This is a genomic window from uncultured Ruegeria sp., from assembly GCF_947497005.1.
GTDB lineage: Bacteria > Pseudomonadota > Alphaproteobacteria > Rhodobacterales > Rhodobacteraceae > Ruegeria.
The window spans coordinates 25,474-37,237 of sequence record NZ_CANMFF010000020.1 but is presented as its reverse complement, the minus strand read 5'-3'; the positions used below and the strand labels follow the sequence as shown (position 1 = coordinate 37,237).

12 protein-coding genes are annotated in these 11,764 nt (G+C 57.1%); 7 read left to right on the top strand and 5 right to left on the bottom strand.

All coding sequences use genetic code 11. The features are described from left to right. Window positions 1-5: 5 nt before the first annotated feature. Entirely contained in the window at window positions 6-392 is a 387-nt protein-coding gene (locus Q0816_RS21540; protein ID WP_298854490.1) for a Na+/H+ antiporter subunit G, read from the top strand. Between the two features lie 4 nt (window positions 393-396). Further along, window positions 397-2,556 carry a selenide, water dikinase SelD gene (selD, locus tag Q0816_RS21535; RefSeq protein WP_298854488.1) on the top strand — a complete coding sequence of 720 codons (2,160 nt, stop codon included), beginning with the start codon at window positions 397-399 and terminating at the stop codon, window positions 2,554-2,556. Here the strand turns inward: selD and mnmH are convergent. Together mnmH and Q0816_RS21525 are read right to left on the bottom strand one after the other, a co-directional pair. Beyond that, entirely contained in the window at window positions 2,547-3,599 is a 1,053-nt protein-coding gene (mnmH, locus tag Q0816_RS21530) for a tRNA 2-selenouridine(34) synthase MnmH (protein WP_298854486.1), read from the bottom strand. The genes selD and mnmH overlap by 10 nt on opposite strands. Window positions 3,600-3,646: 47 nt before the next feature. Next, entirely contained in the window at window positions 3,647-4,312 is a 666-nt protein-coding gene (locus tag Q0816_RS21525; RefSeq protein ID WP_298854485.1) for an SOS response-associated peptidase, read from the bottom strand. A gap of 94 nt (window positions 4,313-4,406) precedes the next feature. Between Q0816_RS21525 and Q0816_RS21520 the strand changes: the two genes are divergently transcribed. After that, entirely contained in the window at window positions 4,407-6,020 is a 1,614-nt protein-coding gene (locus Q0816_RS21520) for a tetratricopeptide repeat-containing sulfotransferase family protein (RefSeq protein ID WP_298854483.1), read from the top strand. A gap of 64 nt (window positions 6,021-6,084) precedes the next feature. Here Q0816_RS21520 and Q0816_RS21515 read toward each other — a convergent pair whose 3' ends face one another. Then, a complete protein-coding gene (locus Q0816_RS21515; protein WP_298854481.1) occupies window positions 6,085-7,662 on the bottom strand; it encodes a bifunctional UDP-sugar hydrolase/5'-nucleotidase in 1,578 nt (525 codons plus the stop codon). A gap of 107 nt (window positions 7,663-7,769) precedes the next feature. On the opposite strand from Q0816_RS21515, the gene Q0816_RS21510 reads away from it, so the two are divergent. Genes Q0816_RS21510 through arsC form a run of 4 tightly spaced genes read left to right on the top strand, consistent with a single transcriptional unit; the run spans window position 7,770 to window position 9,929 of the window. After that, a complete protein-coding gene (locus Q0816_RS21510) occupies window positions 7,770-8,108 on the top strand; it encodes a DUF952 domain-containing protein (protein ID WP_298854479.1) in 339 nt (112 codons plus the stop codon). Then, window positions 8,105-8,536, top strand: coding sequence for a DUF1330 domain-containing protein (locus tag Q0816_RS21505; protein ID WP_298854476.1), 432 nt, complete (start codon window positions 8,105-8,107; stop codon window positions 8,534-8,536). Before Q0816_RS21510 ends, Q0816_RS21505 begins: the two co-directional genes overlap by 4 nt. Further along, complete coding sequence (locus Q0816_RS21500) at window positions 8,533-9,591, top strand: quinone-dependent dihydroorotate dehydrogenase (protein ID WP_298854474.1); 1,059 nt, start codon at window positions 8,533-8,535, stop codon at window positions 9,589-9,591. The genes Q0816_RS21505 and Q0816_RS21500 overlap by 4 nt, the downstream gene beginning before the upstream one ends. After that, complete coding sequence (arsC, locus tag Q0816_RS21495; protein ID WP_298854471.1) at window positions 9,588-9,929, top strand: arsenate reductase (glutaredoxin); 342 nt, start codon at window positions 9,588-9,590, stop codon at window positions 9,927-9,929. Before Q0816_RS21500 ends, arsC begins: the two co-directional genes overlap by 4 nt. Here arsC and Q0816_RS21490 read toward each other — a convergent pair. Beyond that, window positions 9,926-11,242 (bottom strand): MATE family efflux transporter, encoded by a 1,317-nt coding sequence (locus Q0816_RS21490; protein ID WP_298854470.1) that lies wholly within the window; start codon window positions 11,240-11,242, stop codon window positions 9,926-9,928. The two genes, arsC and Q0816_RS21490, sit on opposite strands and share 4 nt — an antisense overlap. A gap of 2 nt (window positions 11,243-11,244) precedes the next feature. Then, the gene (locus Q0816_RS21485) at window positions 11,245-11,763 is read right to left on the bottom strand and encodes a PaaI family thioesterase (RefSeq protein WP_298854468.1); all 519 of its coding nucleotides are present in this window, start codon (window positions 11,761-11,763) and stop codon (window positions 11,245-11,247) included. Window position 11,764: the final 1 nt, after the last annotated feature.

Sequence of the window (11,764 nt, the reverse complement as noted above, 5' to 3'; positions counted from 1 at the left end):
GCGGCATGACATTCATCGTGGAACTGCTGATCGCCTTTTTCCTGATTGTCTCGGGCATATTCGGATTTGTCGGATCTTTTGGCATGATCAAGCTGAAAGATCCGATGTCCCGGCTGCACGCGCCGACCAAGGCAACGACATTGGGTGTGGGTGGCGTCCTGCTGGCCTCAATCGCGCACTCCGTCCTGCTGGAAGGAAAGTTGTCCCTGCACGAGCTTCTGATCACGCTGTTTTTGTTCCTGACCGCTCCAATCACGGCTCTGTTCATTGCCAAATGGCACATTCATCGTCATGAAAAGCCCGAAGATCTGCCAGATGCGGGCGAGGATGAGCTTTGGGCCACCCACGCGGTGGAGCAGGTCGAGGACGTCCCGGACCACAGCACGAATTAAACCTATGCACACACCTCCACTGCCACTGACACGCGATCTGGTTCTAGTTGGCGGAGGTCACACCCACGCTTTGCTGCTGCGCAAATGGGGCATGAACTCTTTGCCCGGGGTGCGGGTGACCGTGATTAACCCGGGCCCGACTGCCCCCTATTCCGGGATGTTACCGGGATATGTCGCGGGACATTATGATCGGTCGGAACTGGACATCGATCTAGTCAAACTGGCCCGGTTTGCGGGCACTCGGGTCATTCTGAGTGCGGTCGACGGAATCGACACCGATCGTCAGGAAGTGCATGTTCACGGGCGTCCCCCGGTGGGTTTCGATGTGGCGTCTGTCAATGTTGGGATCACATCGGACATGCCTGCAATGCCCGGATTTGCCGAACATGCAGTGCCAGCCAAACCATTGGGTCCATTTGCAGCACGGTGGGCTGCTTATCTGGATGGAAACGGCCCTGCTTCGGTTGTTGTAATTGGCGGTGGAGTCGCGGGGGTTGAACTGGTCATGGCGATGGCACATGCGCTGAAAGCCAGAGATCGGACGGCGCAGATTGCGCTGATCGACAGTGCCTCTGCCTTGACTGCCACCAAACCCAAATCGGCAGCAACGATCCGGCGCGCGATGCGCGATCTTGGTGTGGAGGTGATTGAAAACGCTGTGATCTCCCGGATCGTTCCGGATCACGTCGAACTGCAAGACGGGCGCTCGATACCGGCCAGTTTCGTGACCGGAGCAGCCGGAGCGCGGCCCTATGACTGGATCGAAAATACCGGGCTGGACCTTCAGGAAGGCTTCATTCGGGTGAACAGCTACCTGCAATCCAGTGATCCCGTGGTGTTCGCCGCCGGAGATTGCGCCCATCTGACAGACAACCCCAGACCCAAGGCGGGCGTCTACGCGGTGCGCGAGGCACCCGTTCTGTTCGACAATCTGCGGGCAGCGCTGGGGGCCGGTCGAATGCGCAAATATGACCCGCAGAAAGATTACCTCAAACTGATTTCGCTGGGTGGAAAATCAGCACTGGGAGAGCGTTTCGGAACATCTTTCAGCGGACCGATGATGTGGACATGGAAAAACCACATCGACCAGACCTTCATGAACAGGTTCCGGGACCTTCCGCAGATGAAAACCCCGGCCTTGCCGCGCGAAGGGGCGACCGGTCTTGAAGAGGCGCTGGGAGAAAAGCCCATGTGCGGAGGGTGCGGTGCAAAGGTCGGACGCGACGCTTTGCAAATCGCCCTGAAGTCGCAACCCGCCCCCACCCGCACGGACATCACACCCCTGCCCGGAGACGACGCGGCTCTGCTCCAGACAGGCGGGGTTCAGCAGGTCATTACAACAGATCACCTGCGGGCTTTCACCAACGATCCCGCTCTTATGGCGCGCATAGCCGCCGTTCACGCCTTGGGGGATATCTGGGCTATGGGGGCCGCGCCTCAGGCAGCCACAGCAACGATCATTCTACCGCGCATGTCCGCTGCTCTACAAAGCCGTACCATGACCGAAATTATGTCTGTTGCAGGCGACGTCATGCGGGACGCTGGTGCCGAGATTGTGGGCGGGCACAGCTCCATGGGCGACGAGATGACCATCGGTTTCACACAGACAGGCCTGTGTGAGACCGCCCCGATAACGCTGGCGGGTGGGCAGCCGGGTGATCGTCTGATTCTGACCAAACCAATAGGCAGCGGTATTCTGATGGCGGCCGAGATGGCAGGCTTGGCTGATGGTGCCTGGATCGCAGCAGCCTATCAGCAGATGACACAGCCGCAGGGCGCAGCGGCCCGCATATTGGGCCAGGCCCATGCGATGACCGATGTGACCGGATTTGGTCTGGCCGGTCACCTGCAAGGCATCTGCGAAGCTTCAAAGTGCGGTGCTTTGCTTGATCTGGACGCGGTGGAGGTTATGAACGGCGCGCTGGAGCTGACCAATCAGGGCGTTCGCTCAACGATCTTTGCTGACAATCGGGCAATTGCCCCTGATCTGCCGATTGAAGGTAAAACCGCTTTGTTATTTGATCCGCAAACAGCGGGTGGTTTGCTGGCCGCGGTCGCGCCTGAGATTGCCAATACCCTTCTTGGTGATCTCAAGAACGCAGGATTTCCGGCCACGATCATTGGTGAACTCACCGATACGCCAGGTCTGCGCCTTCAAAACTGATCCAGCAGGCTTTCAAGCCGGGTGGTCGCCTCGCTCAAACCGACGTCGTCCAAGGTAGCGAGATCAAGGCTGGCCAGAACCTCAACTGTTCGAGAGCGCCGCGACTTTGTGTAAGCCGGGTCATAATGCTGCTCCATCAACGCCTGAGTCAGCGCCTGTTTTTCCCCCGCCTCAATCAGGTGCATCCATCCGTCAACGACCTCGTGCCCACGATGTAAGCGCAGCGGTGATAGTCGATCTCGCAAACGATCGCTGTCAGACAGGATGTCGTCATAAGCCCGAACCAAATAGGTGGCGCGCGCTTCGATCGGAGCCGTGATGTTCACCCGCGGGGCTGCACACAAAGCATTCCACAAGCTGGGCGGCAGGATCAGGTTACCAATCTTGGAAGATTCCGCCTCGACCATAATCGGGCGCGCCGGATTCATCCCGCAAAGCGCCCCCGCCAGCGCCGATTCAAAGGCTTTCTGGCTGGGCTGCCCCCCCGGTCTTTCCCCTAGCAAAGAACCTCGGTGATTGGCCAGTGCTTCAAGGTCCAGAACCTGCACCCCGCGTGTGTACAACAGGGCCAGCAGCTCTGTCTTGGCCGTGCCGGTATAGCCATCCAACGCCACCAAGCGATGAGCCAACGGATCGTCATACAAATTTGCTTTCACCAGCCTTCGGTAGGTGCGGTAACCTCCGTCTATCACCTCTGCGCGCCAACCGATTTGCTGTAACATCCAGCTGAACGATCCGGAACGCTGCCCGCCGCGCCAACAATAAACCAAAGGGCGCCAACTGCCTTCATGATGGCTGAGATGCTGCTCGATGTGGCTGGCCGCGTTGCGGAACACCAGAGCAGCCCCAAGCTTGCGCGCCAAAAACGGGCTTTCCTGCACATAAATGGTTCCAACGCGGGCACGTTCTTCGTTGTTTAGAACCGGCAGATTGATCGCGCCCGGCAAGTGATCTTCGGCGAACTCCGCCGGGCTGCGCACGTCGATGACAGTGTCATAATCATGCGCGTAAAGCTGTGTCAGATCAGGAAAATTCAGAGCCATGCCGAAGGTCTAGCTTGATGCGTTTCCAAAGGAAAGGTCACGCGCCCTCAAGCGTCGAAAGGTTCGATCAGATCGGGCCCGCTGGCCCGGTTCGAGTTCACTGCCGCATCGACACGATGAAAAGTCAGCAGATTTTCCACGCTTGGCTGCATCAGACGTGCAGCCCCCTTTCCTACTTCCCCCAGCCACAATGGCCAATCTTCGGGTTCCAAGATCAAAGGCATCCGATGGTGAATGGCGCTGAGTTTTTCGTTGGCCGCCGTCGTGACAATTGCGCAGGTGCCTTGTCGGTTTTCATCTGGCCCCCAATCCTGCCAGACCCCTGCAAATGCAATCGGGGTTCCATCCTTACGATGAATATACCATGGCAGACGCGTTCCCTGTTCCGACTTGGTCCATTCATAAAATCCTGTTGCCACGATCAGACAGCGGCGCGACCGGCAGGCCTCACGAAAGGCAGGTTTTTCCGCCAATGTCTCGGACCGCGCATTGATCAGCAACGGCCCGGCGGTTTCGGTCTTGTACCAATGCGGCAGAAACCCCCAGCGCAGCGCATCCAGTTGACGGCCGGAATCACCGCCGCGCACCACATGCACTTGATTTGTCGGGCAAACATTGAAGTTCGGAACCGCAGGCAGCGCATTTGCAGGGCGTGCAGAAAACAGCTGCGCCATCGCGTCATTGGGAAGAGTTATTGCAAACCGTCCGCACATGGGTAATGAACCACCGAAACAATCTTGATACTGGCACAGGATCTTACGGGGTCACATGGAAAACCAAATAACGCAATCCCTCAAGAGTAAAGCAATGGCCCTTTTGGACGCGGGCAAGCTTCCGCAAGCGCTGAAAAAGGCCCAGCTGGGTATCAAGAAGTTTCCGAACGACTCGGACTACCAAGCCATCGCTGGTTTTGTTCTGACTGAAATGAAGCAGTACAGGAAGTCCATCCCACATTTCGTTGAAGCCTCGCGGATGAAACCGGACGATCCGCAGTTTGCTGAGAACCTGGCAAACGCACTGATGCAAACGGAACAGATCTCGCGGGCTTTGGCCTATGCCGAGAAAAAGATCGAAAAATTCCCCAACAATCGGGAACTTATGCGGGTCATTGATGAGATTCAGCGTGAGGGCAAAAACTGGCGGTCGATCGTTGAGTTCACCACTCACAAACTGACCTCTGACCCGGACAACCCGGAATTGCTTGCAAAACGCGCCCGGGCGTACCATCACATGGGCTTCGTCGAAGAAAGCACGCTGGACATTCAACGTGCTTATGATCTGGCCCCGGAAAACACCGTCGTTGCGTTTCAAAAGGCAGTCAATCTGCATCAGGCAGGCGACAAAGAGGGCTCACTGAAGATTTTGGGGGACATTCTTGAGGTCAAACCTCATCACCCCAACGCACTATTGCAGGTGGCAACCATGACGGCAAAAGACACGGTGCCGCAATTTATTGCTGCGGTGGAAGACTCCATGGCCGAGCACGACGAGCCTTTGCAGGAGCTTGAATTTGCCAAGGCACATCTTATCCAGAAGGGCGACGACCTTGCCACTGCGATGCCGCAGTTTAAAAGGGCAAACGCTGTTCAGCATGAGATATTGCCCTATGATTTCGCAGCTGAAGAAGAAAAACTGAACGAGATTCTGAGGTTGTTCCCGCATGGGTTGGCTGAGCTCACTGACGTCCAGAGCGACACGCCAGTGCCGATCTTTGTTGTTGGCCAGCCACGATCCGGCACGACCCTGATGGAGATGATGCTGAGCTCTGCACCCGATATTGCCGGCTGCGGTGAATTGACCCTGATGCCCGAATTGTCGACCAGATTTCACACGTCGGACAAGGTACTCGATGCAGAATCCGCGAGCGGGATTGCACGCTACTATCGCGAACAGATGCCGCAGGTTCCTGCCGGCTCCGTCGCCTTCGTCGATAAACTCCCACACAACTTTCAACGCGTCGGCTTTATTTTGGCTGCCTTCCCCAACGCCAAAATCATCAACATGCTGCGTGACCCGCGTGATGTCGGGTTGTCAAAGTGGATCAGGAGGTTCCCTGCAGGTGGCATGAACTACGCCTCAAACCTTGAGGCTATTGCACATACCGCAAACCTGTATCGCCGTTACATGTCCCATTGGGACAAGGTATTCGCAGGCCGAATTCTGACTATGCCCTATGAAGATCTGGTGGCGGATCCCCTGACCCACAGCAAGCGAATTGCAGAATTCTGTGACATCGAATGGCACGATTCCATGGTGCAGCCCGAGAAGAACACCAAACAAGTACGTACAGCCAGTATCGATCAGGTGCGTAACAAGATTTCGACCAAGTCAATCGGGGGCTGGCGCGAAGTCGCGGATCAGATCAAACCGATGCTCGACGGGTTCGACCGGGAACTTTGGCCGGAATACGACTTCACCTGATCCGTCTGGAAACAGAAAAAGCCGCATCATATCGATGCGGCTTTTGTCATTTCGGAGACCAGAGTCACTTCTGTTTGATGCGTCCATCGACATAAGGCTGATACGGGGCGTTTTCCGCCAGGTATTCCGCAGTTACATCCGCAAGATCCGGGCCGAAATCATAAGCGTTCTTGTCATCGCCTTCGAACATCTTGTACCCGTCACCACCATTGCGCACATAATTGTTGGTTACGACAAGGTAGGTCTTGTTCGGATCAATCGGAACAAACCCGTCTCCCTCGGCGACCATCACGTCACTGATACGCCCTTCGTTCGGTGCAACGCTAGGATCCCAGGCAAAGCTCAGGCCCGCAACCTGCGGAAAACGACCTTTCACTTCCTCCACCTGGCTGACGCCGTTTTCAAGGGCATCGATGACGCCCTGACCATTGATCTCGAATGTGGACAGCGTGTTCTGGAAGGGCAGCACAGTCAGCACTTCGCCCATAGTCACATCACCAGGATCGATAGACGCCCGCAAACCGCCCGAGTTGGCGATGGCGATCTGAACGCCCTGTTCCGCGACCCGTGCCAGCATCGCATCAGCAACCAAATTGCCCATCGGGCATTCTTGTACGCGACACATAGCGCGATCGCCCTCGATGGCGTCAGCCGCGTTTGCGACCACCTTGCTTCGGATTTCATCCAGAGGCACCGCCAATTCCGCGATCCGGTCCAATGCGGCCTGATCCTCGGTCACGGCGTTGTCCATGATCAGTGGTTCACCAACGGCTTCCAACACTTTGCCGTCGTCATCAAATGTGACGTTTAATTCGCCCAAAAACTTGCCATAAGCATAAGCCTGAACGATCTGCACACCGTTGACGACCGTAGGATAGGGGCCTGCGGCCTTCTCCGACACATTCGAAAGATATGTATTCGAATGCCCGCCGACGATCACATCGACCCCATTTGCCTCCTGTGCGACACGCTGATCGACACCATAACCTGAATGGCTGAGCACGATGATCTTGTTGACACCTTCACCCGTCAGTTTGTCGACCTCGGCCTGCACTGCCGGCACCGGGTCTGAAAAGGTCACGTTGGGTCCAGGCGATGCAAGTTCATCCGTATCGATCGGCGTAAGTCCAATCAGGCCAATCTTTTCGCCGCCCACCTCGATCACGGTAGATTTCTTGATATGGTCGGTCAGAAGTTCTTCGTCGCGAATATCGGCGTTAGACATCAGAACCGGGAAATCGACCGAGTCGATAAAGCCGCGCAGCACTTCAGGGCCATCGTCGAACTCGTGGTTGCCCACGGTCATGGCATCATAGCCCAGCTTGTTCATGAACTCGGCAGCAACCTTGCCCTTGTAGTAAGTGTAGAAAAGAGACCCCTGGAACTGATCCCCGCCGTCCACCAGAATCGAATTCTCGGCACGCTCCCGTGCTTCGTTGACGGCAGTTACAAGGCGCGCCGATCCACCAAAACACTTGCCTTCAGCATTGTCTTCGGCGCCGCATCCGCTGTCGTATTTATTGATCGGCTCGAAACGTGAATGAAAATCGTTTGTGTGCAAAATCGTCAACTTGTAGTCGGCTGTTGCAACACCAGCGGTCAGGCCCAGAACCGCAACTGAAGTCAAAAATCGGGTCTGCATCTTGGAACTCCCAGTTATTGTTTATGGGGATCGTGCGCCCATCACGACAGAGAGTCAAAGAAGAAATCCGGCTTGATTCCGTGCGCCCAGCGGGGCATCAGGTCAGTATGCTGATATACAAGATTTTCCGAGCCGAAGAATGGGCCGCCTTGCAAAACCAGGGCGCCACAGACGGCGCACCGATTGACGTCGCTGACGGGTTTGTCCACTTCTCAACCGCCGAGCAAGCCGCTGAAACGGCAGCCAAGCACTTTGCTGGCGTTGAAGGGCTGACTTTGCTGGCATGTGAGGTCGATGCGATGGGCGACGACCTGAAATGGGAGGTCTCGCGCGGCGATGCCCTGTTCCCGCATCTCTATCGCCAGATCAGGATGAGCGACGTTGTCTGGTCGCGCCCTCTGCCCTTTGACGGTGCAGCGCACCGGTTTCCCGAGGGCATGACGTGACGTCCTATGTCGACCCGGATCGCGACCAGTTCGAGGCGTTTAAGACCTTGGATCGGAACAAGCCGATTGAAATGCTCAATCTAGTGAGATTCCGGGCCGAGGCACAGTATCCCCCCTCGCATGAATTGTCAGAGGCAGGGCTGAACGGTGCGCAGGCCTATCACAAGTACGGTGCGGAAACCGCGCCGATCCTTGAGCGCATTGGGGCGAGCATCCTTTGGCGTGGGATTTTTGAGACAACCCTGATTGGTCCAGCGGATGAAACGTGGGATGCCGTTTTTATTGCGCGCTACCCGACCGCACATGCATTCCTTGAAATGGTGACAGACCCGGTTTACCGAGCGGCGGTGGTCCATCGCCAGGCCGCAGTGGAAACCTCGCGCCTGATCCGGTGCGGTTCAAGTGAAGGCGGGAAGACGTTCGGATGAAATTGATAGAAAAACTGGGCTTGACCGCCCTGCACCGCATGGACCCCGAGGCCGCCCACGGGATGTCGATCAGGGCGTTGAAAACCGGGCTGACGCCTGCTCCGGGACCAGTGACAACACCGCGCCTGAAAACCAAATTGGCCGGGCTGGAACTGTCGAACCCGATTGGCTTGGCTGCTGGGTTTGACAAGAACGGCGAAGTTCTGACGCCCCTGTCGCGCGCTGGGTTCGGGTTTATTGAGGTCGGGGCGGTCACGCCTCGCCCGCAACCGGGAAACCCCAAGCCGCGCCTGTTTCGCCTGACCGAGGACAAAGCTGCAATCAACCGCTTTGGTTTCAACAACGAAGGCATGGAGGTGATGGCCAAACGGCTTGCTAGCCGTCCCAAGAACGCGGTGATCGGCCTGAATCTTGGAGCCAACAAGGACAGCGATGACCGCGCCGGTGATTTTGTCAAAGTGCTGGCCCATTGCGCCGAACTTCTGGATTTTGCAACGGTCAATGTATCATCCCCGAATACGGAAAAGCTGCGGGATTTGCAGGGCAAAGCTGCACTGACCGCGCTTTTGAGCGGCGTAATCGAGACGCGGGACACGCTGCCGCGTGCACTGCCGATCTTCCTCAAAATTGCGCCTGATCTGTCCGAAGCAGAAATACAGGACATCGCCGATGTCGCATGCGAAACCCGAGTGGACGCTGTGATCGCCACCAACACCACTCTGTCCCGCGACGGGCTGCATAGTGCGCATAAGAGTGAAGCCGGTGGTTTGTCGGGCGCGCCGCTGTTCGAAAAATCCACTCGCGTCCTGGCGCGGCTCAGCCAGCTGACGGGTGGTAATATTCCCCTGATCGGTGTCGGCGGCATAAGCAATGCCGAGCAGGCCTACGCCAAGATTTGCGCCGGGGCGTCGGCCGTACAGTTCTATACGGCGATGGTTTATGGCGGCATTTCTCTGGCGGCAGACATAGCCAGAGGAGTCGATGAGCTTCTGGCTCGTGACGGCTTTGACACCGTATCCCAAGCCGTCGGCAGCAAACAAAAGGATTGGCTATGATCGAATACTGGCACAACCCTCGCTGTTCCAAATCCCGCGCCGGACTGGCGCTGTTGGAAGAAAATGGCGCGCAGATCACTCTGCGAAAGTATCTTGAAGACGCGCCCACAGTGGAACAATTGCGTGCGGCACAGTCCGCTCTTGGACTGTCGCCCATTGAAATGATGCGGACAGGCGAAAATCGGTTCAAGGAACTGGGGCTGACTAAAACCTCGTCCGGCGATGACCTGATCCGTGCCATGGCCGAGAACCCGATCCTAATTGAACGCCCGCTTGCCATTGTCGGACGCAAAGCCGCCATCGGCCGCCCGCCGGAAAATCTGTTGGCGTTGCTCTAGCCTACCTGTGCCTCAAGCTTAGGATAGCGCCAACCCATTGTCACGCCACGTGCAATATTGAGAACCATCAACGCGGCCCACAGGCCGTGATTGCCGAAACTCGGCACCAAGATGAATAGCGCAACCACATAGATCGCCACCGACTGAATCATCGCGTTGCGCATTGCGCGGGTCCAGGTAGCACCGATGTAGATACCATCAAACATCCAGCTGGCCACCCCGATTACCGGGGCAATCGCAGCCCAGAACAGGAACTCGCGCCCGGCTTCGCGCACCTGCGGCGAGGTTGACATGAGATCGATCAGAGCCGGACCGGCAACAAAGAAAACCGCGCCCAACAAAAGCGCGCCGCCCACACCCCATTGCGACGCCATGACAGAAGCCCGACGCACTTGGTGCCTGTCTCTGGCCCCAACTGCACCCCCTACCAACGCTTCGGCGGAAAAAGCAAACCCATCCAGCGCGAAGGCTGTGATTTCAAGAAACTGAAGCAAGACCTGATTGGCTGCCAGATTCACATCGCCCAGATCCGAGCCGACAAACAGAAAAGTTGTGAACGATGCGGTCAACAGAACCGAGCGGAACATGATATCGCCGTTGACCTGCAACATCCGTCGCAACCTGGCGGTATCAAATATGCGAGCCCAATCGCGCCAGATTTCGTCCGCGAACCCGTCCCGGCACAGCCACAGCCCCAAGGCTAAGCCGGTCCATTCCGCAATCAAAGTAGCGATGGCAACGCCTTCGACTCCCCAGCCCAGGCCCAGTACGAACCACAGGTCCAGCACGATATTCAGCCCGTTCATCCAGACCTGCAGAATGAACACGCCGCGCGTGCGCTCGACAGCAATCAGCCAGCCCGTAACGGCGTAAAGCGCAATCGTTGCGGGCGCGCCCCAGATACGAATCTCCAGGTATGCGCGGGTCAACGCTTCAACCTCGGGACTTGCTGGAGACAGTGCAAACGCACCTGCGAACACGGCTACTTGCGCGAGGATAAAGAACAGCCCAGCCGCGCCCCCAAGCATCAGGCCGCGTATCAGCAACGCGCGGGTCTCAACGGTATCACCTGCCCCGCGGGCCTGCGCCGCCATACCGGTGGTTCCCATCCGCAGGAAGCCGAAAACCCAATAGACAGTGGACAGGATCACGGCCCCAATTCCAACCGCCCCGATCGGAGCCGCCAGACCCATCTGTCCGACAACGCCTGTATCCACTGCCCCCAGAATCGGAACTGTGGCGTTCGACAGGACAATTGGCGCCGCGACCTTCAGCACCCGCCTATGCGTGATGGGTGCCGAGGCGTCCTGCATGGTCAGCTCTTGTCCTTAGGGGGTTGAGGCATCAGAAAATGCCCCGATGCCTGCGCAAACAGTTTTGCGTGATTGTCCTGCCAGGCTTCGACCCGGACCGAGGCATAGCGCCGTCCGGACCTGCTGATAAAGGCCCGTGCATAAGCATCCCGCGGAAGGCCCGAGCGCAGATAATCGACGGTAAAGTCAATTGTCTTGGGGAACCGAATGCTCTTGTCCGTCACGATGGTCTCACCGTCGATCTCACCACTTTCGATACGCGGGAACATATGCTCCCAACTGAGGGTGATGACGGCTGTTACTTCCAGAAACGCAGCTGTCACCCCACCATGAATCGCAGGTAAAAACGGATTGCCGATCAGTTTGTCATCGAAATTCAGCACTCCGGTCAATTCATCCCCGCGCCGGTCGAAGCTGATGTCGAGAAAACGGATGTAAGGGACACCATCAACTAGCGCACGCAATGCCGCATCACGCCTTTGCTTGACCACCTGCACCGGTTCGGGACGAGGTCTTGCCATA